The sequence below is a fragment of the Mycobacterium sp. NGS66 genome (assembly GCF_059812225.1).
The window spans coordinates 85,425-106,279 of record NZ_JCALCG010000012.1; the positions used below are offsets into that span (position 1 = coordinate 85,425).

Here is a 20,855-nt window from a genome sequence, read left to right on the forward strand (position 1 = left end):
AGATCGTTTTTCGCGAGTTGGCCAGCTGGTAAAGGGGGCGCGCGGTTCTTCTGCGCTGCCGACGGCGGCTGAGCCCAGCCCCGGCACCGCTGAACACGTTGCAATTCAGCACCGCAATCCGGCGTTAGTGCTTCACAACCGCGGTGCGGCAGTGGTTTATTGGGCACTAGAAAACTAGAACGATTCGTGTCGATTCGCATCGGAGGAATGGGTCTCATGCCGTCCCAGCCAACCCCCAATCTGCCTCCCGGGTTCGATTTCACCGACCCAGACATCCATGCCGAGCGGTTGCCGGTCGAGGAGCTTGCCGAGTTGCGCCGAACCGCACCGATCTGGTGGAACGAACAGCCGATCGGCGTGGGCGGGTTCGACGACGGCGGCTACTGGGTGGTGACCAAGCACAAGGACGTCAAGGAGATATCACTGCGCAGCGACGTGTTCTCCAGCCTGCAAAAGACCGCGCTGCCCCGCTACCGGGACGGCACCGTCGGCGAGCAGATCGAAAGAGGCAAATTCGTCCTGCTCAACATGGATGCGCCGCAGCACACCCGGTTGCGCAAGATCATCTCGCGGGCCTTCACTCCCCGGGCCGTTGAGCGGCTGCGCGAAGACCTCGCCGAGCGCGCCCGCCGCATTGTCGAAGCGGCGGCGGCCGAGGGTTCCGGCGACTTCGTCGAGCAGGTGTCCTGCGAGCTGCCGCTGCAGGCCATCGCCGGGCTGATGGGTGTGCCGCAGGAAGACCGCAAGAAACTGTTCCACTGGTCCAATGAGATGGTCGGCGACCAGGATCCCGAATTCGCCGACAACGACGCCATCACCGCATCCGTCGAACTCATCATGTACGGCATGCAGATGGCCGCCGAGCGGGCGAAGAATCCGGGCGACGACCTCGTCACCAAGCTCGTTCAGGCCGACGTCGACGGCCACAAACTGTCCGACGACGAGTTCGGCTTCTTCGTCATCCTGCTGGCGGTCGCGGGTAACGAGACCACCCGCAATTCCATCACCCAGGGCATGATGGCCTTCACCGACTTCCCCGACCAGTGGGAGCTGTACAAGCGGGAGCGTCCCGCCACCGCCGCCGACGAGATCGTCCGCTGGGCCACCCCGGTGACCTCGTTCCAGCGCACCGCTCTGCAGGATTATGAGCTGTCCGGCGTGCAGATCAAGAAAGGTCAGCGGGTGGTGATGGTCTATCGCTCGGCCAATTTCGACGAGGACGTCTTCGACGACCCGTTCACCTTCAACATTTTGCGTAATCCAAACCCGCACGTGGGATTTGGTGGCACTGGGGCGCACTACTGCATCGGCGCCAACCTGGCGCGGATGACCATCGATTTGATGTTCAACGCGATCGCCGACGCGATGCCCGATCTGGAACCGATCGGCAAGCCGGAGCGGCTACGATCGGGCTGGCTCAACGGCATCAAGCACTGGCAGGTCGACTACCACAGCAATGGAGCCGCGTCCAAAGGGCAATGCCCTGTCGCACATTGACTCGTCGGGGGGAAGCGTATGTCCACGCATCAAGCTGTGCACGTTCAGTCCGCCGGCGCCCCCTTGGAATTGGTTGACGTCGAGACGAAGCCACCTGGCCCCGGCGAGGTGCGGCTGACCGTCACCGCCTGCGGCGTGTGCGGCACCGACCGCCACTTCGTCAACGGCGGCTTCCCCGGCATGTCATGGCCGCTGACCCCGGGACACGAAATCGCCGGCACCATAGCCGAATTAGGTTCAGGGGTAAGCGAATTCGCGGTCGGCGATCGCGTCGCGGTCGGCTGGTTCGGCGGATGCTGCTACCACTGCGACCCCTGCCGCAAAGGCATTTTCATCCACTGCGCGAACGCGAAGATCCCGAGCTGGCATTATCCCGGCGGGTATGCGCAATCGGTCACCGTGCCCGTCAGTGCGCTGGCTCGGATACCGTCCGGGCTCTCCGACGTGGAAGCCGCCCCGATGGGCTGTGCGGGTGTCACGACGTACAACGCCCTGCGCCACACCAAGGCCTTGCCCGGTGACCGGGTCGCGATCCTCGGTATCGGCGGGCTGGGCCACCTCGGGGTGCAGTTCGCCCGGGCCATGGGTTTCGAGACCATCGCGATCGCCCGCGGGACCGCCAAAGCCGAAGACGCCCGCAAGCTGGGCGCCCATCACTACATCGACTCCACCAGCGGCGACGTCGCCGAAGCGCTGCGAGTGCTGGGCGGCGCCGCGGTCGTGCTGGCCACCGCGGGTAACTCGGCAGCGATGGCCGACACCGTCGGTGGCTTACTGCCACAGGGTGAGCTGATCACCATCGGCGTGACCCCCGACCCGCTGCCGATCAGCCCGGTGCAGTTGATCACCCCGGGCCTCAGCATTGTCGGCCATCCCTCCGGCACGGCCAAAGACGTCGAAGAGACCATGCATTTCGCGGTCTTGTCCGGCGTGCGGGCGTGGGTCGAAGAACTACCGTTGTCCCAGGCCGCAGCGGGATATGCGGCGATGGAGCAGGGGCGGTCGCACTATCGCACCGTCTTGACCATGTGACGGACACAGTATGGTCCCTCGACGCATCCGAGGGCGAATTGCTAATCCGCACAGACGTTTCCGGCAGAGCCGCGCGAATGGGCCATCGCCTCACTATCGCGATGCAGCGATGGCAGGCCGAGGTGCGCTGGAGCGACGCTGAACCGGTTGGCGCCGAGGTGAGCATCGACGTCGATTCGTTCGAGGTGTTGTGCGGCGAGGGCGGCGTCAAAGCACTCTCCGGACCGGAGCGGGCCCTGGTCAAGTCGAACGCGCTGAAGTCGTTGGGCGTCAAGCGTTATCCGCAGATCCGCTTCACGGTTGAGACGATCGACCCTACCGAGGACGGATACCGCCTGACCGGGACCCTGCAGATCCGGGGAACCTCGCGGCAGCACGCAATCGACTTGCGCACAGAGGATCTCGGCGACTCTTGGCGAATGTCGACCGAATCCACGGTTCGCCAATCCGACTACGGCGTCAAGCCGTACTCGATGCTGCTGGGCTCCATGCAGGTGACCGACGAGGTCGCAGTGGTCTTCACCGCGGAGCACCCCAAGGGTTAGGGGTGCGGCGGCGTGTCGTAGGCGCCGGGTATGTGCTCGAGCACTCTGGCTGAGGGCGGCCGCCCGGTCGGCTCACCGGCGCCCGGCTGGTCGGAGGTAAGGCGCAGCGGTGGTAGCGGCCGCGAGGCTTGCGGTTCGGCCGCCGGTGGCGCAGGCACTGCCGGTGTGACGGCCTCGGCAACCTGTGGGGTCGGTGTGTGGACCAGCCCACTCGACGGCCCCGAGTGCCGATCTGGTGCCAACTGCAGACCCACGGCCAGGGACAGCGACGCGACGAACGTGACCGCGCCCGCGGCCAGGGCAGTCACCGCTCCGGCGTAGGAGGTCTGCCGCGACCGGGAGGGGGCGGCAAGCGGGTCACTCGGTTCTTCGGCGGCGCTCACCAGCTGCTCGTCGGTGAACTCGGTGCTTTGGGCCGCTGCCAGCGCCGCGCCCCGCGCGATGGTCACCTGCGCCATAGATTGTCCGAAAACGGGTACCGGCAAAGACTTTTCGAGCTGCCAGGAAAACGCGTCGATGTCGCCGTCGGAGCCGACGACCACGACTCCGGCGGGGTGCCATGCGTTGCGGTCGAACATTCCGGTCAGCCAGGAAGTGAGCCCGTCCAAGCCGCCGCGCACGTGCTTGACGGCAGTTCGGGTTTGGCCGTCGCGGCTGTCGACCATGACGACCGTCGCCCATTCATGTTCGAGAATGCACACCGCGGTCTGGTCGTACCCGATGACCGGCGCGATGGCCTGTGCCAGCGTCTCGACGGCATCGAGCATCCGGATCGGCACGACATTGTCGAATCCGGCGTCCGTCAACGACTCCAACAGCAGCGCCGCCTGAGCGGAGGCCTGGTCGTTCCACGTCACGCCGATGACACGCAGCCGGTGATCGCTACCGGCCGCGGCCGCGTTCACCCGTAAAACCTCGTCGGTCACCTGTTGCGCGGTGCCGACCGCGCGTACCCCGGGACCGGACCGCAGCCGCAACTCTCGATGATCCACGATGGTGCCGTCGGCACTGTGCCCCTCAGCGAGAACCCATCCGACGGTCGTCGGCGTCACCGACAGCCCAAGTACCGCGTCCAAAATCTGCATCCTCAATCATCCGCGGGCCTCCGATGCCCCCAAGCGCCCTACGTCGCGCACCATCGATACGTGGGTCCTGAGAGCCGGGATGGACCGGGACAGTGTGGTCTCCATCGGCTTGCTTCGTGAGAGCCTACGCGGTCGGCGCAAGTTGGGCCGCCCGGGTGCCGAGCCACTCCCGACCGACCTGTTCTTGCTCGATGGCGCGCAACGGCAATTTGTCCGGACGGTCGCATCATCCGGGCAACCGGGCCCCAGACCCGGGTCGGACACCATTGCGTCGGGCACGCCGACTTATAAAAACGGCACCGCCATTTTGATTAGATGAGCTTTGTACAGTGCGCCCGGAGGAGTTCTGCGCCTTCGTCGTCGGCGTGTGCTACCGCCATTTGAGCTGGTGGTGTGGTTCCATAACGGTCATGCGGACGCAGCGGTGGCCTTTGCCGCACGTATATCACAGTTGCTGTATTGATGGCGCTAATCGATACAAAACTGAGATTGCTTCGCATCCAGATCGACATTTGGGCGATTCGCACGGTAAATTCTGCCGGGAACGCGCGGCGACAGAAGGATAAGGGGCGCAGGTATGACAGATGTGAGCGAGAAGATCCGGGCTTGGGGGCGCCGGCTTTTGGTCGGTGCGGCGGCAGCCGTGACGCTGCCGGGTCTGATCGGTCTTGCCGGCGGAGCGGCCACCGCGGGGGCATTCTCGCGGCCGGGTCTGCCCGTCGAGTATCTGCAGGTGCCGTCGGCCGCCATGGGCCGCAATATCAAGGTGCAGTTCCAGAGCGGTGGTAACGGCTCCCCGGCCGTATACCTGCTGGACGGTCTGCGCGCCCAGGACGACTACAACGGCTGGGACATCAACACCCCGGCGTTCGAGTGGTACTACCAGTCGGGCTTGTCGGTCGTCATGCCGGTCGGTGGGCAGTCCAGCTTCTACAGCGACTGGTACAACCCGGCCTGCGGCAAGGCCGGCTGCACCACCTACAAGTGGGAAACCTTCCTGACCAGCGAGCTGCCGCAGTACCTGTCATCGCAACGGAGCGTCAAGCCCACCGGCAGCGCGGCGGTCGGTATCTCGATGGCCGGCTCGTCGGCGCTGATCCTCGCGGCCTACCACCCCGACCAGTTCATCTATGCCGGTTCGTTGTCGGCCCTGATGGACCCGTCCAGCGGGATGGGGCCGACGCTGATCGGCCTGGCGATGGGCGACGCCGGTGGCTACAAGGCATCGGACATGTGGGGCCCGTCCAGCGATCCGGCGTGGCAGCGCAACGACCCGACCGTGCAGATCCCGCGGCTGGTCTCCAACAACACCCGCCTGTGGGTCTACTGCGGTAACGGCAAGCCCACGGAATTGGGTGGTGCCAACATGCCCGCGGAGTTCCTGGAGAACTTCGTGCGCAGCAGCAACCTGAAGTTCCAGGACGCTTACAACGCGGCCGGCGGCCACAACGCCGTGTTCAACTTCCAGGCCGACGGGACGCACAGCTGGGAGTACTGGGGAGCACAGCTCAACGCGATGAAGCCCGACCTGCAGGGCGCGCTGGGCGCGCACGGATAACCCGCCACAACGCCTACTGCGCTTGACGGCAACCCGTCAGGCGCAGTAGGTGTTTGGTCTAGCGGCGATCGCAAGAGCGGCGAAGCCGGTCGCGGCGGGTCGCCGCCGTCCCGTCTAGCGGCGATCGCAAGAGCTGCGTTTGGTCTAGCGCTGCCCGGCGAGCTGGCCCGTGACATCGGTCCACCCGTCGTGGCGATGATCGTTCATGTTCCGGCACTCGCCGTACAGCCGCAGGGTTCCCACGCCCGGGTTGTCGCTGTCGCGATAGATGATGGCGGTGACGGCGTCCTTGGACACCATCCTGCCGTCGGTGTGGTTGGCGGGCTGAGGGCCCTCGATCCAGCCGTGGCTGACCAGCGTGGTGGCGATTGCCGGAATGTACTTGTCTGGGGCTTCTGGGGGCAGCGCGAAGGTCAGATAGATCGCGCCTTGATAGGGCGGGTCCTTACGGTCCTTGCAGGACATCGGCAGATACCCGGCCGACGTCGTACGCAGCCCGGCGAGGGTGACGATTTGCTTCGCGGCCTGTAGCACTTGCGCCCTGCTCTGATCGTCTGTGAGCGGATTGGCGGGGTGCTCGATGGCATCAGCCGGTGGTGGACGCAGTTCGCTCACCACCAGAAACGCCGTACCCAGCGTCAGCGAGACCACGAGAGCGGCCAAGATCAGCGCTCGCGCCGGTCCCGAGCGCAGCCATTCTGCGGGTCTGCCATCGCGCTTGTTCATACCGGTACCTACCGCAGCCAGGCTAACGCGAAACCGAGCAGCGCGGCCGCCGACGAGTCGAATTGAGAACTGGGCGGACTTCCTAACGAATTCTCTTAATGGACTCTCATTCAATGGTGCCCGAATTCTTAGACAGTAGTTAGCGCCTCGCGCGGCCTGATTTGGGTGTTGACCTGCCAATCTCGACACGATAGATGTCCCATCTCGCGGCATATTCGGATTGGTAACGCTTTAGACACATCCGGCGAAATGCTTGACATGACAAAAATCTGCAAGCGTCTTGTGACGGCTGCCGCCGGCGCGTTCGCCGCAGCGTCGATGATCTTGTCCAGCGGTGTGGCCAGCGCCGCCCCAACTCCCAACTGGGACGCCGTCGCGCAATGCGAGTCAGGCGGGAACTGGCACGCTAACACCGGTAACGGCATGTACGGGGGGCTGCAGTTCAAGCCGGCGACGTGGGCCAGGTACGGCGGCGTCGGCAATCCGGCGGCGGCCTCTCGGGAACAGCAGATCGCGGTGGCCAACCGGGTGCTGGCCGATCAGGGGCTGGACGCATGGCCGAAGTGCGGCAACGCATCTGGCCTGCCCACGGCGGCGTGGTCGGCTCCTGGTCGGGGCGTGACTTCGATCATCAACCAGATCATTCAGGCGGCGACGCCGCGCGCATGAGTAGGCGCTCCCCGCGGTCCGAGGTCTATGAGCACGCGCAAAGCTGTGTTTGGATCGGGCCATGGAAGGTTCGGCGACGGTTCACATGGCGGCACCCGCGGACAAGATCTGGGATCTGATCGCGGATGTGCGTAACACCGGGCGGTTCTCCCCCGAAGTAATGGAGGCCGAGTGGTTGGGCGATGCGACTGGCCCATCGCTCGGCGCCCGGTTCCGCGGGCATGTTCGGCGAAACGAGATAGGACCGGTCTACTGGACGACATGCGAGGTGACTTCGTGCGAACCGGGGCGTGAATTCGGCTTCGCGGTATTACTGGGCAACAGGCCGGTGAATAATTGGCATTACCGTTTAACCCCGGCCGGCGAGGGCACCGACGTGACGGAGTCATTTCGTCTTTCTCCGTCACCGTTTAATGCCGTGTATTGGGTACTCGGCGGCTTTTTGCGCAAGCGGCGCAATATCCGCGATATGACGAAAACTCTCCAGCGCATCAAAGAAGTGGTCGAGACTTCTTGAAAGTGGCTCGGCTATTCGTCGGCAATGGAGGGTCCACATGCCGGAGGTCAGATCGATTTTCATCACCGGAGCCGCCAGCGGAATCGGCCGAGAGGGAGCCAGGCTCTTCAAGGCCAAGGGCTGGCGGGTCGGTGCGGTGGACCGCAGCGAGGACGGCTTGGAGGCGCTCGCAGCGGAGCTCGGGGCGGGGTTGTGGACCCGTGCGGTCGACGTGACGGACAAGGCGGCATTCGATTCCGCGCTGGCCGACTTCTGTACCGACCACGGGGGCGGGCTCGACATGATGTGGAACAACGCCGGCATCGGCGCCAGCGGCTGGTTCGAGGACGTGCCGTACGACGAGGCCATGCGCGTGGTCGAGGTCAACTTCAAGGCCGTGCTGACCGGCGCCTATGGCGCACTGCCCTACCTCAGGAAGACGCCGGGCAGCATGATGTTCTCGACGTCGTCGTCGGCGGCCACTTACGGGATACCGCGCCTGGCGGTCTATGCGGCGACCAAGCACGCGGTGAAGGGCTTGACCGAGGCACTGAGTTTGGAGTGGCGCCGGCACGGTGTCCGGGTTGCCGACGTTTTGCCCGGTCTGATCGACACCGCCATCCTCACCTCGACGCCAAATCACTCCGACCGCGGCGCCACCATGTCCGCCGAGGATATTCGCGCCAGCGCACCGAAGAAGGGCATGTTCCGGCTGATCCCCGCCAGCAGCGTGGCGCAGGTGGCGTGGCGGGCCTACCACCACCCGACACGGCTGCACTGGTACGTGCCCAACAGCGTTCGTTGGATCGACCGGATCAAAGGCCTCAGTCCGGAGTTGGTGCGCAATCGGATTGCCCGAGAACTGCCCAGACAGATGCCGAAACGGCAGTAGAGTTTCCTCACTGCAGCCCCGCCACGACGGAACGGAGGTGCCCGGTGCCGAAGCCATGGGTCAAGGTGGCAGGCGTTGGCCTGATCCTCGCCGCTGGCGTGGCCGGCTGCGCGAGCTCCCAAACGGTGCCTCGCAAAGCCGCGCGGGTGACCCTGGACGGCGTCACGCACGTCGCGAGCCCTGCCGCCTGCACTCGGGTCGGTGAAGACAAGGGGCAGTACCAGACCCTCGACATCCGCGACCGCGGCGGCCACGTCGAAGTGACGGTGCTGCTCAGCGGAGACAGGGCGATCCCCAAGTGGGTGAAGATCCGCAACGTCGACGGATTCAACGGCAGCGCGTGGGAAGGCGGCGTGGGCCAAACGCACGTCGACCTCGCCAAAAGCACCTACACGATCACCGGCAGCGCGTACGGCATCAATGGCAAGGACCCCAATAAGGTCGTGACGACGGACTTCAAGATCGTCGCCGACTGCTGATAAGCGCCAGCTAGGCTGGTCAACACACTCAGCGGGAGGATCCGTGAAGCAGAGATTGCATTGGCTTGTGCTGCACGGATTCGTCCGGGGCGTCGCGAAGATCGGAGCCGGACGGGGCGACTTGCCGGCCAGGCTGATCGCCGATCCGACCGTGGTGGCCGATCCGGTGTCGTTCTACGACGAACTGCAGCCGCTGGGCCCGCTGCTCAAGGGCCGGGCCAGCTACCTGGTCGTCGGCCATACGCTCGCCCACGACCTGCTGCGATCCGACGACTTCCGGGTGCTGATGGTCGGCTCGAACCTGCCGGCGCCGATTCGTTGGCTGGAGGCTCGCGCCCGCGACGACCTGCTCCATCCGCTACGGCCGCCGTCGTTGTTGGCCGTCGAGCCGCCCGACCACACGCGCTACCGCAAGACGGTGTCGGCGGTGTTCACCAGTCGGGCGGTCGCGGCGTTGCGTGACCGCGTCGAGTACACCGCGGCCAAACTTTTGGATGAGCTGGCCGCTGACTCCGACAAAGCCGGAGTGGTCGACATAGTCCGGCGGTATTGCTCCCAACTTCCCGTCGCGATCATCAGTGACATCCTCGGCGTGCCCGACGCCGACCGGCCCCGCGTCCTGGAGTTCGGGGAGCTGGCCGCGCCGAGTCTGGACGTGGGTCTGCCCTGGCGGCAGTACCGTCGCGTCCAGCGGGGAATCACCGGATTCAATTTCTGGCTCGCCGAGCACCTGCGGCAGTTGCGGCGCAACCCCGGTGACGACCTGATGAGTCAACTGATTCAGCAGTCCGAAAACGGCCCTGCCGATGCGCATCTGTCGGAGACCGAGCTGCAGGCGCTTGCCGGACTGGTATTGGCTGCCGGCTTCGAAACGACGGTCAACTTGTTGGGCAACGGGATTCGCATGCTGCTGGACATGCCGGAACACCTGGACACGCTGCGCCGGCGTCCGGAGCTGTGGCCGAATGCCGTGGAAGAGATCCTGCGGCTGGACTCACCGGTTCAGCTCACCGCGCGGTTGGCGCGCAACGACGTGGACCTGGGCGGTGTGACCGTCGGGCAGGGCGCGTTGGTGGTGATCTACCTGGCCGCCGCCAACCGCGATCCGGAGGTATTCCCCGATCCGCATCGCTTCGACATCCAGCGCGCCAACGCCGGGCGCCATCTGGCGTTCTCGGGCGGTCGGCACTTCTGCCTGGGAGCCGCCCTGGCGCGCGCCGAAGGGGAAGTCGGCCTGCGCACCTTCTTCGAGCGCTTCCCGGAGGTGCGGGCCGCGGGCGCGGGAAGTCGGCGGGACACCCGGGTGCTGCGCGGCTGGTCTTCGCTGCCGGTGACACTTGGACCCGCGCGCTCGATGGCTCCCACTTAGGCTTTCGCGGGCTTTCGCGCTACACCTCGATGCGCGAACCCATGATCACCGTCCGGTCCAGCGGCAGCCCGAAGTACTCGGCGGCGTCGGCCGTGCTGTAGGACGTGGCGATGAACAGGCGCTTGCGCCACTGCGCCATGGTCGGTGCCGCACCTCTGGTCAGCTCGAGTTCCGATAGGAAGTATGAGGCGCCGTCGATGTCGATCGGGCCTTCGGTCTGTTTCGGATCAAGCAGCCGCAGCACGTTTGGCACGTTGGGTGTTTCCATGTACCCGAATCGTGCGGTCAAATGGACGATCCCGTCGGTGGCGTAGCCGAGAGCGTCGACGTCCGTCCGCTCGGAGTCGGGTACCCGCGGCACCGGCAGGGTTTCGATCGCCATGATGACCACCTGTTCGTGCAGCACGCCGTTGTGCTTTACGGTGGCGCGCATCGCAAGCGGCGCGGTTTCGTTGCCGCGGTTGAGGAATATCGCCGTGCCGGGAACCCGGATCAGCGGTGGCTCGCGGTCGGCGAGGCTGTCGACGAACTCGCGCAGCGGTCCTTCCGCCTGTTCCCGTGCGCGCGTGACGATTTCACGTCCGCGCTGCCAGGTGGTCATCACGGTGAACGCGATGATGGCGATGAGCAGCGGAAGCCACGCCCCATGAATGAGTTTGGTCAGGTTGGCCGCCACGAACATCAGATCCACCAGCAGCAGAGCTCCCCCGCCGGGAATGATCAGCCACAACGGCGTCCCCCATTTGCTGCGCGCGATGTAGAGGAACAGCAGCGTGGTGATGGTGATCGTTCCGGTGACCGCCATGCCGAACGCGAACGCCAGCGCAGCGGAGCTGCGAAACGCGAAAACCAAGGTGAGCACCGACACCATCAAGAGTCCGTTGACCCACGGAACGTAGATCTGCCCGATGGTCGACTCCGAGGTGTGGGCGATTCGCAGACGCGGCAGATAGCCCAGCTGGGCGGCCTGTGCAGCCACCGAGAATGCCCCGGTGATCACGGCCTGCGACGCGATCACGGTCGCGGCGGTGGCCAGCAGCACCGTCGGCAACCGAGCCCAGTCCGGGGCGAGCAGAAAGAACGGCGCACTGAGCGCGCCTGGGTTGCCGAGCAGCAGCGCCCCCTGCCCCAGATAGCTCAGTGCGCAACCGGGCAGCACAAGAAACAGCCAGCCCCAGGTGATTGGGCGCCGCCCGAAGTGGCCCATGTCGGCATAGAGCGCCTCGGCGCCGGTCACCGAGAGCACGACGGCGGCCAGTGAGAAGAACGCGATGTGAAAGTGGGAGACCATGAACTCCACGGCGTATAGCGGCGAGAGCGCCTTGAGAATTTCGGGATGCTCGGCGACCGCGGCCACTCCGAACGCGCCGATCGCGGTGAACCACACGATCATCACCGGCCCGAACAAACGCCCAACGGTGGCCGTGCCATGACGCTGCACGGAGAACAGCGCCAGAATGATCACTGCGGTGATCGGAACTACCCAGGTATCTAGTTGTGGCGCAACCACTTTGATGCCTTCAACCGCGGACAGCACTGAGATGGCCGGGGTGATCATGCTGTCGCCGAAGAACAGCGCGGCCCCGATGAGACCCAGGGCGGTCAGCGCGGCCACTACGCGGTGTCTACCTCCGCTGCTCCAGCGAGAGAACAGCGTTATGAGCGCCATGATGCCGCCCTCACCGTCGTTGTCGGCCCGCATCACCAAGCTGACGTAGGTCAGCGTCACGATGATCATCACCGACCAGAAGATCAACGAGACAACGCCGTAGACGTTGTCGGTGCTCATCGGCACCGGGTGCGGGTCCGCCGGATTGAACACCGTCTGGATCGTGTAGATCGGACTGGTGCCGATGTCGCCGAATACGACGCCGAGTGCGCCGACCACCGCACTGGCCGCCTTGGCCGGGCCATGCCGTTCCGCGCCGACGACGGTATGAGACAGCGACGTAGGGCCGGAACTTGTTTGCACGGCAGGTTCCCTCGTTTCGGCGGCGGCTGATCGATCGTACTGTGCCGGTCGGCTCAGGTGCCGACCGAACCAGTCCAGCAGTATGCGCCGGCGCCGTTGACAGGTGTGCTGCGGCCGGGTGTTATTGGCGACTATGACTGAGGTCTCTACGAATACGGTCGAGGCGGCGGCGGTTCTCGGGCTGTGGCAGGCGCTTTCGCGGCGGGATTGGGAGGCGGTCGAGACGTTCTTGGCCCCGGACTGCCTGTACGTCGACATGCCGATGCCCGCCGTGTCGGCCCGCGGTCCCGAGGACATCGTCAAGCGGCTCAAGATTGGACTCGCGCCGCTGGCCGGCTACGAAAACCATGGCGGGTTGCTGCTGTCCGACGGTCCCGACGTGATGTACGAGCACTCCGAGAAATGGACGTTCGAGACAGGCGAGCAGGGCGTGCTCAGGTTCGTCAGCGTGCACCGGGTCGTCGACGGCAAAATCGTGCTCTGGAAAGACTATTGGGACATGAACAGCCTCGTCAGCTTTGCTCCGCCCAGCCATTTCGAGAACCTGGCAACCGGGGACACCAGCTGGGTATTCGACGCGACAGGCCTAGTCTGACGCTGTTATCGAGGCGTCGCCGCGGCCGCATGCCAGACTCGCAGGCATGGACGCAGCGATGTCGGCCTACCGGCGAATGCGCGCGGCGCATCTCGGCGCAGTTCAAGCCAGCCTGGTTGACCATGTCGCGCGGCTGGATTGGTCACGCGAACAGATCGAGAACTACCGAGATCACCGGCTGCGCGCCCTGCTGACCTACGCGCGGGAGCGGTCGCCGTTTCACGCGCGACGGCTCGGGTCGCTCGACGCGTCGCGTGCCACCGTAGCCGACCTGGCGTCGCTGCCGTTGATGACCAAGCAAGTTGCCGCACCCGGCCTGGACCGCGCCAGCGCGGAGCGGATTCTCCTTGAACAGCAATGGTTTTCGTATACCGCTGCCGATCAGCAGATCTTCAGCTCGGGCGGATCCAGCGGGGTGCGCGGTGTCTATGTGTGGGATTGGCAGTTCTTTGTCTCGGCAGCGTGCCTGGCCTGGCGAATACAGGCCCGGGAAGAGCAACGGGCGCCTGCCCTTTCGGGCCCGGCCCGGCTCGCCGTGCTCGAGGCCGGCATTCCGCCGCACGCCAGCACACCGCTGTTCGACATCCCCACCGTCGCAGGCATGCAGACAGTGGTGATCGCCGCGGGCTCGCCGTTCGACGAGGTGCTGGCCGCGGTTGCCGACGCACACCCCACCCACCTGGTCGGCTATCCGTCGGTGATCGGACGGTTGGCCCGCGCTGCGCTCGCCCGCGACCTACGGATCAGACCGGTGCGGGTGAGTACCAACTCGGAGCCGCTGCTCGACGAGGACCGCGACGCGATCGTCGAAGCGTGGGATCCCGTGATCCACAACGTGTGGGGCTCCACCGAAATCGGGGTCCAGGTGGTGGGTTGTGGGCTTGGCGAGGGCCTGCACGTGTGCGAGGACGAAGTCATCCTGGAACGCGTCGACGATGGCGGGGCGCCCGTCGGCCCGGACGAACCAGCGGCACGGACGCTGGCCACCGGTCTGGCGAACCGGACGTTCCCATTCATCCGCTACGACCTCGGCGATCAGGTGGTGTCGCTGGAAGGCCGTTGCGGATGCGGGAGCGCCTTCGCGCGCATCGCCGTCGGCGGACGACGCGACGACGACTTCCGGTACGGCCCAATCCTGGTTCCGCCCATCGCTTTTCGCCATGTGCTGGGCACCGATCCCCGCGTGACGGAGTACCAGATCACCCAAACCCCGCTAGGTGCCGACATTCTGGTGGTTGCGACGGCGGAGCAGCCGGATATCCAAGCGCTGACTACGGCATTGATCACCGCAATACGCAGATACGGACTGCCTGACCCGGTGATTCAGGTCGCGGTGGTCGACGGTCTGCGGCGTCACCAAGCCAGCGGGAAACTGCGGCGGTTCATCGCGCTTTAGCGCCGTATACCGGGCCTCCAGCGGATCGGCCCGCCCGAGCCTGCGCTGGTGGCGTCGAGCCTGCGCTGGCTGCGCCGAAATGCGCGGCAGGCTAGCCCTGGATGCAGACTCGACGCGGGAAGCATCGAGGCGGGAAACAGCACCAGCACTAAGACTCGACGAGCCGCTTGAGGCTTTTCAGCGTCTCGGCCACGTTGCGGCCCACCTGACGCACCGCGATCCGGTCGGCGATATAGCCGAGGATGCCGCCGGGCGCCTGATACGACAGCCGGAACGTCACCTTCGTCTGGCCGTCGCCGCCATCGCGCAACCGAATCCGGCCACGCAGATTCACACCGGTGATCCCAACCCAGGCCACGTCACGGTTCTCGTCGAATTCGACCACCTCGACCAGCCCGCCCACCGGGACAGAGCCGATCTTCCAGTGCACGGTGTAGCGGGCGCCGACACCTGGCGGGTGGTCGTTGGCGGTCTCCCATCGTTCCAGGCTCGTCATGAACGACGGGTAGCGGTCCGGATCGCTGACCACCTTCCAAACCGCGTCGCGGTCCGCGTTGATCACACAGCGGCGTTCGACGCGCATCAGCCGATCACCGGGAATCTGCGCCTGGCCGCCATCCGGTCGACGGCGCCCTGCAGGCTGGCCATCACCTTGTCGTGCACGGCCTGGTCGTCACCGTCGACCTCGATCGGCTCCTGCACTTCGATCACGATCTTGGTCGGCAGCGGAATGTGCCCTGCCAGGTCGCTGATGTTCAGGCCCCACGGCAATGCCAACGATATCGGAATGCTCTTGAGCCGCAACAACTTATCCGCCATCAGCAGCTTGGCAAGCCATTGCCCGCGATCGAGGAACAACGCGCTCTCCTGCCCGCCGACGCTGGCCACCGGCACGATCGGCACACCGGCTTCGCGGGCCAGCCGCACGTAGCCCATCCGCCCGCCGAAGTCCACCTTGTGCCGCTCCCAGGACGGGCGGAAGACTTCGTAATCGCCGCCGGGGTACACCAGCAGGGCCGCCCCAGACTCCAATGCCAGGCGGGCGTTTTCATGGTTGGCTGCGACGGTGCCGAACTTGCGTAGCCAGCCGAGTGGCGGCGCGGACACGACCAAGTTGTGGGCCAGCTGGTAAAACGTTGTGGGCCAGCTGGTAAAACGGCCGCTCGACCCCGAAGTAGGAGCAGAACGCCAGCGTGAAGACGAACGTATCCGGTGGTACGTTGCCCCCGCTGTGGTTGCCCACCAAGAGGACCGGCCCCTCGGCAGGGATCCGGTCCAGGCCGTCCACCTCGGCGCGGAAGTACAGCGATGCCAGCAGCCAGGTACCGGGCAGCTGGTCGCGGATGTAGTCCGGGTCGCGCTGGTCGAGGTCGGCCTTGGGTACCCGCGACACGACCTGCTTGCGCGCCCACTCCAAGACATCCCCAGCGGTTGCCATAACGGCCCTCATACCCCCAGGCGCTTGACGTCAAACCCGTAGACCCGGGCGGCGTTGTCGCGGGCGATCAGGTCCACCACCCGGATCGCGTCGGCCTCACTCCAGTCACCGCTTTCCACGAATCCACTCAGCACCCGCTGAATACCGTTGCGCCACAACACCGCACCGAGGTAATGCAACTCCGCGGGACCGAATCCGTCCGACGAGTAGACGATCTTGCCGAAGGGTGCCAGCTCCAGCAGCCGGGCGATGAAGGCGGGGGCACGAGCGCCCAGGTAGTTCACGCTCAGTCCGCCGTCGAGGTAGACGTTGTTGAAGGCCTGCGCCAAGTAGCCGGCTTCGCGCTCATAGGGATAGCAGTGCAGCAAGACGATCGGGGTGTCGCCGGACTGGCGGAGAAAATCCAGCAGATACAGCGGGTTGGTCTTGTGCAGATCGCAGTCGCGGTCGCCGAAGCCGACGTGGAACTGCAGCGGTTTGCCCAGTCGCAGGGCCTGGTGCAAGCCGAACCGCAGCAGCACCCGATCGGATAGCCGCACATCACCGCTATCGCGCCACCGAGCGGCGGCCTCGGCGACCTGTTGCCGCGATGGCTCGGTCAGGTCGCCGTCGAATCCCCCGCGGTAGGCCAGGATGGACTTGGTGCCGACCGCGCCGGCCGCGCGCCGGTGCAGCATCTCGCTGAACGCCGACGCGTAGTCGCCGGGTGTCTGTGCGGCCTGTTCGGCCACCTGCTCGAGGCGAACCACCTCATGGGCGCGGCCGCCGGACAATCGCGCCAAGTCGTCGACGCCGGCAATCTCAGTGTTGATGCCGGTATCGACCAGCCAGTCGGTCACACCGGCGGCCGGCAGGAACAGGCGGGCCACTTCGGCTTCGTCAAGTCGGCTGCGTCGGTCCCAATACGCTTGTGGTTCAGCGTGTCTCGGCAGACCCAGCAGCGGGCTGCAGTGGTTGCGCACCGCGAAGCCGAGTTGCGAGTCGAAACCCGAGTCCGTGATGGGCTCGGTATTGGCCTCGTTGAGTGCGTTCTCGAACCGCGTCCGGTCCCCTGCCGTCAGCCAGCACCCGTGCACGTGTTGATCGATGAGGGCGACTGTGGTGACGTGTTGGGCCAGCTCGTTCACAGGCTCCAGGCCATTCGGAACTTGTCGGCCAATGGCTCCGGGCGCAGCTTGGCGTAACGCTCCTGTTCCAGCCGTCGCACCGCGACCACCATGTCGACGGCGGCATCGCCGAGTATCCCGCGAACCAGCCGTGAATTGTCAAGTGCCGCAATGGCTTCAGCTTGAGCTTCGGGCAGGCGCAGGATGCCGGCCCGCTCCCGGTCGGAATCGGAGAGCGTGGCCGGGTCCCTCGTCGTTTCCGGTGGAAGCTTCAAGTCGGCTTTGATTCCGTCAAGGGCCAACCCGAGAATCACCGCCGACGCCAGGTACGGGTTGGCCGAGGCGTCGACAACCTTCACTTCGACGTTGCCGCCATGTGGGCTGCCGGGACCACCCTGGACGAATCGCACCGCGGCCTCTCGGTTCTCGATGCCCCAGCACACATACACGCCCGCCCAGTTTCCTGGACACAGCCGCAAACCCGAGACGATCGATCCGCACAGGATGCCTTGGGCCTCACGCAATCCGCGCAGCACCCCCATCACCGCGCTCTCCCCCGCCGGGGTCATGCCGGCTACCCCGCTCCCGCCCGAGAACAGCGGGCCGTCTGCGGTGCTCAGTGAAAAGTGCTGGTGCGCACCGGATCCGACGCTGTCGGCGAAGGGCGCCGGGGACAGGCTGACGCGCAGTCCGTGGCGGCGGGCGGCGCGGCCGATGATCAGGCGGGTCAGTACCAACTGGTCGGCCGCGGCCACCGGAGGCATTGGCGACAACGAGATTTCGAATTGATTCGCCCCGTATTCGGGATGGAACTGCTCGATACCGACACCGGCCGCGGCGGTCGCGGCGTTGACATCGCGGACGAAATCCTCGTGCTCGAGTACCCCGGCCAGTCCGTACTGTGCCCAGAGCGTCGAAGGCAGCCGCTCACCGTCCGGATCCACGAGCAGGAACTCGATTTCGTGGCCGACCACCGCCTCGATGCCGGCTTCGGCAAGGGCGGCCTCGACCCGCTGCAGTGTTCCGCGGGTGCAGGCCGGTACCGGGGTGCCGTCCTGCTCGAAGAAGGCGCCGGGAGCCCACGCGAGCCCGTCGCCGATCATTCGTAGCGCCGAGAGGTCGATGCGGATGCGCTGGTCCCCGACGACGCCGACCTGCTCGGTGAACGCGATGCCGGTCTGGTCGATGGCGAAGGCATGCCACGAGGGACTGGCACCCAGGCCGGGATCGGCGAAGGTGTTGGTCCGACGGATCGGCACCGTCTTGGCCTGGGTGAGCCCGGCGGGGTTGACGACGGTGCCGATCACCGTGTCGACGCCTTCGGCCTCCAATTGGGCGATCGCCGCGGCGGCGAGGGGCGTGGCACCCGTCATGGTTGTGCGATCAAGCGCGGCTGGGCAGGGTCAGCATGCAGGCCTGGCCGATGTCCAGGGTTCGCAGCATCCTGCCCATGCCGAGCCACAGCGCGCACGACAGCGCCAGGTCGGCGAGTAGTTCTTCGGAGAAGTGCTCGCTGCACCGGGCCCAGAAGTCCTCGTCGTCGCGTAGCTTGGTGTGCTCGGTGGCGAAGCGGTGGGCGAATTCGGCGGCCAGGCGTTCTTGTTCGCTGTACCCCGGCCAGGTGCGCCACTCGGTGGCGTGCCAGTACAGCTCTTCGTCGACCCCGGCCGTCGGCCCGTCGGCGTCGCGGGTATTCAGGCAGACGACGCATTCGTTGTGATGAGCGATCACCGCCCTGGCGAGTTCGCGAGTGCGCAACGGCAGCCGATTCTTGGTGTAGACGGCCTGGCTGAACTTCGCGATCGCGCCGCCCAGATCGGGTGATTTGGTGGCCCAGCTGTAGACGTCGTCGTCAGCGAATTGTCCGATGCGGCTCATGGGCGTGATGGTACGCCCGGCCCACCGGACTGCCGGAGCCTGTTGCCGGGCAGTGCCACCGTGGGCGCGTCGTCGTGCCAATCACGTTGGGCCAGAACGCGATGCGCGATGCGCTGCAGGGCGGCTTCGACCTCACGGCGATCCGGGCGGCCTTGGAACCCGGGCGAGCGGGACAGCTTGTCGACGATCCAGGCCAGTAGCAGCGAATACACGTAGTCGACCTGCTGGCGTCCGGCGCGGGTCAGCCACATCGCATCGCCGTCGCGTTGCAGGTACCCGGCGGCGGCCAGCCGGGCGAAGGTGGGGTCCAGAACCTCGAAGGGCAGCCGCTGGTATTCGGCGATGTCGGTGAGCCGCGCGGTCCCGTAGAGCTGCGCAAAGCGATAGGTGCGCATGACGCCCCACAGGCCCGCGACGTCGAGTCGGCAATCCGGCCGCATGGCGATGCTGCGCAGGCGTACCCCGGGCTCGCCGCGCAACAGCCGCGCGATCGCGTTCTCCAGCATCCGCTCCGGTGTCTCGGGGTTGGGCATGCCGAAACCGTCGCCCAAATCGACTGCGCTGTTATGGATGTCGCGCAGCGGAACCTCGCGCAAGAACAGGGCCAGGATAAAACCGACGGCGGCGACCGGGGCCGCGCACAAGAACACCTGAGTCAGCGATTGGGAGTAGGCCGCGACGATCGGGGCCGCCACGCTGTGGGGCTGCCGGTGCAGGGCCGCCGGGGAACTGACCGCGGCGGCGGGTGCACCGCTGGCCGCGAGTGCCGCACCCATCCGGTGGTTGAGGAAGTTGACGAACAGCGTGCCGAATATCGCGGCACCGAACGAGCTGCCGATGGTGCGGAAGAACGTCACTCCCGATGTTGCCATGCCGAGGTCCTCGAAATTCGAGGTGTTCTGCACGATAAGGACCAGGACCTGCATGGACAGCCCGATACCGGCGCCCAGGACGAGCAGGTAGAGCGACTGCACCAGGGCCGGCGTCGACACCTCCATCGTCGACATCAGCAGGAAGGCGACGGCCATCAGTGCGGTACCGGTCACCGGGAAGATCTTGTATCGGCCGGTGCGGCCGACCAGGGTGCCGCTGCCGGTCGAGGTGATCAGCATGCCGATCACCATCGGCAGCGTGCGCAGGCCCGAGGTGGTGGCCGAAACCCCGTCCACGTACTGCATGTACGTCGGGAGGAAGGTCAGCGCGCCCAGCATCGCGAACCCCACCACGAAGGCCAGCACGCAGCAGACGGTGAACACCGGGCTCGCGAACAGCCGGATCGGCAGGATCGGCTCAGAGACCCGGTTTTCCACCCACACGAAGACGCATAGGGCCACGACGGCACCGGCGAACAGGCCCACGATCGTCGCCGAGCCCCATGGGTAGCGGGTGCCGCCCCAGCTGGTGGCCAGGGTCAGGCCGGTCGCGCCCAGCCCGACGAACACGATCCCCAGGTAATCGATCACCGGTTTGCTGGCCGCTGTCAGCTCCGGAATAGCGGCCGCCGCCACCATGATGACCACCACCGAGACCGGCACGTTGATCCAAAACGCCCACCGCCAGGTCAGGTAGTCGGTGAAGTAGCCGCCCAGCAGTGGTCCGACGACGGTTGTCACGCCGAAGACCGCGCCCAAGATGCCCTGGTAGCGGCCGCGCTCCCGTAGCGGGACGACCTCACCGATCAACGCGCTGGCGGTGACGGTGATCGCGCCGCCGCCGATGCCCTGCAACGCCCGCGACCCGACCAGCATGGTCATCGACTGCGCCAGCCCGCACAACACCGAGCCCGCCAGGAAGCACAGCACGGCGGCTTGGAACACCCGCTTGCGGCCGAACAGATCGCCGAGCTTGCCGACCAGCGCGGTGACGATCGTCGAAGCCAGCAGGTAGCTCGTCACCACCCACGATTGATGTCCGGCGTCGCCCAGATTGGCCACGATGGTCGGTAGCGCGGTGGCGACGATGGTCTGGTCCAGCGCCGCCAGCAGCATTCCCAGCACGATCGCCAGGAAAATGAGGTTGCGCCGCTGAGGACTGATGAAGGCGCTGCTGGGGGCGGAATCCGCGGCCTGCGACTCCGCGACCGCGGCTGCTTTCGAGGCCGTCATCCCTGCCTTCCCGTCGG

At 66.0% G+C, this 20,855-nt stretch carries 19 protein-coding genes and 1 pseudogene; 11 read left to right on the forward strand and 9 right to left on the reverse strand.

Annotated features, from left to right (window positions below):
• The first annotated feature begins 216 nt into the window (after window positions 1-216).
• The 3 genes from AC5Y2L_RS20575 to AC5Y2L_RS20585 are packed head-to-tail and all read left to right on the forward strand — an operon-like array spanning window position 217 to window position 3,074.
• Window positions 217-1,497 (forward strand): cytochrome P450, encoded by a 1,281-nt coding sequence (locus tag AC5Y2L_RS20575; RefSeq protein WP_499937654.1) that lies wholly within the window; start codon window positions 217-219, stop codon window positions 1,495-1,497.
• A gap of 18 nt (window positions 1,498-1,515) precedes the next feature.
• Complete coding sequence (locus AC5Y2L_RS20580; protein WP_499937656.1) at window positions 1,516-2,529, forward strand: alcohol dehydrogenase catalytic domain-containing protein; 1,014 nt, start codon at window positions 1,516-1,518, stop codon at window positions 2,527-2,529.
• Complete coding sequence (locus AC5Y2L_RS20585; RefSeq protein WP_499937658.1) at window positions 2,526-3,074, forward strand: YceI family protein; 549 nt, start codon at window positions 2,526-2,528, stop codon at window positions 3,072-3,074. Before AC5Y2L_RS20580 ends, AC5Y2L_RS20585 begins: the two co-directional genes overlap by 4 nt.
• On the opposite strand, the gene AC5Y2L_RS20590 is transcribed toward AC5Y2L_RS20585, so the two are convergent.
• Complete coding sequence (locus AC5Y2L_RS20590; protein WP_499937828.1) at window positions 3,071-4,150, reverse strand: DUF7159 family protein; 1,080 nt, start codon at window positions 4,148-4,150, stop codon at window positions 3,071-3,073. The two genes, AC5Y2L_RS20585 and AC5Y2L_RS20590, sit on opposite strands and share 4 nt — an antisense overlap.
• Window positions 4,151-4,736: 586 nt before the next feature.
• Between AC5Y2L_RS20590 and ag85B the strand changes: the two genes are divergently transcribed.
• The gene (gene ag85B / locus AC5Y2L_RS20595) at window positions 4,737-5,717 is read left to right on the forward strand and encodes a diacylglycerol acyltransferase/mycolyltransferase Ag85B (protein WP_499937660.1); all 981 of its coding nucleotides are present in this window, start codon (window positions 4,737-4,739) and stop codon (window positions 5,715-5,717) included.
• 144 nt (window positions 5,718-5,861) lie between these two features.
• Here the strand turns inward: ag85B and AC5Y2L_RS20600 are convergent, their stop codons facing one another.
• Window positions 5,862-6,443 (reverse strand): lipoprotein LppJ family protein, encoded by a 582-nt coding sequence (locus AC5Y2L_RS20600; RefSeq protein ID WP_499937662.1) that lies wholly within the window; start codon window positions 6,441-6,443, stop codon window positions 5,862-5,864.
• Window positions 6,444-6,692: 249 nt separating this feature from the next.
• On the opposite strand from AC5Y2L_RS20600, the gene rpfC reads away from it, so the two are divergent.
• From rpfC to AC5Y2L_RS20625, 5 genes are read left to right on the forward strand one after another with little or no spacing between them, the layout of a single operon-like run.
• Window positions 6,693-7,112: a resuscitation-promoting factor RpfC gene (rpfC, locus tag AC5Y2L_RS20605; protein ID WP_499937664.1), complete on the forward strand. Its 420-nt coding sequence runs from the start codon at window positions 6,693-6,695 to the stop codon at window positions 7,110-7,112.
• A 43-nt stretch (window positions 7,113-7,155) separates the two neighbouring features.
• Window positions 7,156-7,629 carry an SRPBCC family protein gene (locus tag AC5Y2L_RS20610; protein ID WP_499937829.1) on the forward strand — a complete coding sequence of 158 codons (474 nt, stop codon included), beginning with the start codon at window positions 7,156-7,158 and terminating at the stop codon, window positions 7,627-7,629.
• 37 nt (window positions 7,630-7,666) lie between these two features.
• The gene (locus AC5Y2L_RS20615; RefSeq protein WP_499937666.1) at window positions 7,667-8,500 is read left to right on the forward strand and encodes an SDR family oxidoreductase; all 834 of its coding nucleotides are present in this window, start codon (window positions 7,667-7,669) and stop codon (window positions 8,498-8,500) included.
• 44 nt (window positions 8,501-8,544) lie between these two features.
• The gene (locus AC5Y2L_RS20620; protein ID WP_499937668.1) at window positions 8,545-8,979 is read left to right on the forward strand and encodes a lipoprotein LpqH; all 435 of its coding nucleotides are present in this window, start codon (window positions 8,545-8,547) and stop codon (window positions 8,977-8,979) included.
• Between the two features lie 43 nt (window positions 8,980-9,022).
• Window positions 9,023-10,348 carry a cytochrome P450 gene (locus AC5Y2L_RS20625; protein ID WP_499937670.1) on the forward strand — a complete coding sequence of 442 codons (1,326 nt, stop codon included), beginning with the start codon at window positions 9,023-9,025 and terminating at the stop codon, window positions 10,346-10,348.
• Between the two features lie 19 nt (window positions 10,349-10,367).
• On the opposite strand, the gene AC5Y2L_RS20630 is transcribed toward AC5Y2L_RS20625, so the two are convergent.
• The gene (locus AC5Y2L_RS20630; RefSeq protein ID WP_499937831.1) at window positions 10,368-12,293 is read right to left on the reverse strand and encodes a potassium transporter Kup; all 1,926 of its coding nucleotides are present in this window, start codon (window positions 12,291-12,293) and stop codon (window positions 10,368-10,370) included.
• Between the two features lie 160 nt (window positions 12,294-12,453).
• Here AC5Y2L_RS20630 and AC5Y2L_RS20635 point away from each other — a divergent pair, with 160 nt between their 5' ends.
• Window positions 12,454-12,915 (forward strand): nuclear transport factor 2 family protein, encoded by a 462-nt coding sequence (locus AC5Y2L_RS20635; RefSeq protein WP_499937672.1) that lies wholly within the window; start codon window positions 12,454-12,456, stop codon window positions 12,913-12,915.
• A gap of 46 nt (window positions 12,916-12,961) precedes the next feature.
• On the forward strand, window positions 12,962-14,311 hold the full coding sequence (locus AC5Y2L_RS20640; RefSeq protein ID WP_499937674.1) for a phenylacetate--CoA ligase family protein: 1,350 nt from the start codon (window positions 12,962-12,964) through the stop codon (window positions 14,309-14,311).
• A gap of 148 nt (window positions 14,312-14,459) precedes the next feature.
• On the opposite strand, the gene AC5Y2L_RS20645 is transcribed toward AC5Y2L_RS20640, so the two are convergent.
• From AC5Y2L_RS20645 to AC5Y2L_RS20670, 6 genes and pseudogenes are all read right to left on the reverse strand, one after another.
• On the reverse strand, window positions 14,460-14,894 hold the full coding sequence (locus AC5Y2L_RS20645; protein ID WP_499937676.1) for an SRPBCC family protein: 435 nt from the start codon (window positions 14,892-14,894) through the stop codon (window positions 14,460-14,462).
• A pseudogene (locus tag AC5Y2L_RS20650) lies at window positions 14,894-15,749 on the reverse strand (lysophospholipid acyltransferase family protein). The gene AC5Y2L_RS20645 and the pseudogene AC5Y2L_RS20650 overlap by 1 nt, the downstream one beginning before the upstream one ends.
• Window positions 15,750-15,757: 8 nt before the next feature.
• Window positions 15,758-16,876: an amidohydrolase family protein gene (locus AC5Y2L_RS20655; protein ID WP_499937678.1), complete on the reverse strand. Its 1,119-nt coding sequence runs from the start codon at window positions 16,874-16,876 to the stop codon at window positions 15,758-15,760.
• Entirely contained in the window at window positions 16,873-18,228 is a 1,356-nt protein-coding gene (locus AC5Y2L_RS20660; RefSeq protein WP_499937680.1) for a type I glutamate--ammonia ligase, read from the reverse strand. Before AC5Y2L_RS20660 ends, AC5Y2L_RS20655 begins: the two co-directional genes overlap by 4 nt.
• Before the next feature lie 10 nt (window positions 18,229-18,238).
• Window positions 18,239-18,733 carry a carboxymuconolactone decarboxylase family protein gene (locus AC5Y2L_RS20665; protein ID WP_499937682.1) on the reverse strand — a complete coding sequence of 165 codons (495 nt, stop codon included), beginning with the start codon at window positions 18,731-18,733 and terminating at the stop codon, window positions 18,239-18,241.
• Window positions 18,730-20,838, reverse strand: coding sequence for an MDR family MFS transporter (locus tag AC5Y2L_RS20670; RefSeq protein WP_499937684.1), 2,109 nt, complete (start codon window positions 20,836-20,838; stop codon window positions 18,730-18,732). Before AC5Y2L_RS20670 ends, AC5Y2L_RS20665 begins: the two co-directional genes overlap by 4 nt.
• Window positions 20,839-20,855 lie beyond the last annotated feature (17 nt).

Bases quoted from the DNA above. Each gene is read 5' to 3' on its own strand.
- AC5Y2L_RS20575 (WP_499937654.1), top strand. From the start codon at position 217: ATGCCGTCCCAGCCAACCCCCAATCTGCCTCCCGGGTTCGATTTCACC.
- AC5Y2L_RS20580 (WP_499937656.1), top strand. From the start codon at position 1,516: ATGTCCACGCATCAAGCTGTGCACGTTCAGTCCGCCGGCGCCCCCTTG.
- ag85B (WP_499937660.1), top strand. From the start codon at position 4,737: ATGACAGATGTGAGCGAGAAGATCCGGGCTTGGGGGCGCCGGCTTTTG.
- AC5Y2L_RS20600 (WP_499937662.1), bottom strand. From the start codon at position 6,443: ATGAACAAGCGCGATGGCAGACCCGCAGAATGGCTGCGCTCGGGACCG.
- rpfC (WP_499937664.1), top strand. From the start codon at position 6,693: ATGCTTGACATGACAAAAATCTGCAAGCGTCTTGTGACGGCTGCCGCC.
- AC5Y2L_RS20615 (WP_499937666.1), top strand. From the start codon at position 7,667: ATGCCGGAGGTCAGATCGATTTTCATCACCGGAGCCGCCAGCGGAATC.
- AC5Y2L_RS20635 (WP_499937672.1), top strand. From the start codon at position 12,454: ATGACTGAGGTCTCTACGAATACGGTCGAGGCGGCGGCGGTTCTCGGG.
- AC5Y2L_RS20640 (WP_499937674.1), top strand. From the start codon at position 12,962: ATGGACGCAGCGATGTCGGCCTACCGGCGAATGCGCGCGGCGCATCTC.
- AC5Y2L_RS20645 (WP_499937676.1), bottom strand. From the start codon at position 14,894: ATGCGCGTCGAACGCCGCTGTGTGATCAACGCGGACCGCGACGCGGTT.
- AC5Y2L_RS20660 (WP_499937680.1), bottom strand. From the start codon at position 18,228: ATGACGGGTGCCACGCCCCTCGCCGCCGCGGCGATCGCCCAATTGGAG.
- AC5Y2L_RS20665 (WP_499937682.1), bottom strand. From the start codon at position 18,733: ATGAGCCGCATCGGACAATTCGCTGACGACGACGTCTACAGCTGGGCC.
- AC5Y2L_RS20670 (WP_499937684.1), bottom strand. From the start codon at position 20,838: ATGACGGCCTCGAAAGCAGCCGCGGTCGCGGAGTCGCAGGCCGCGGAT.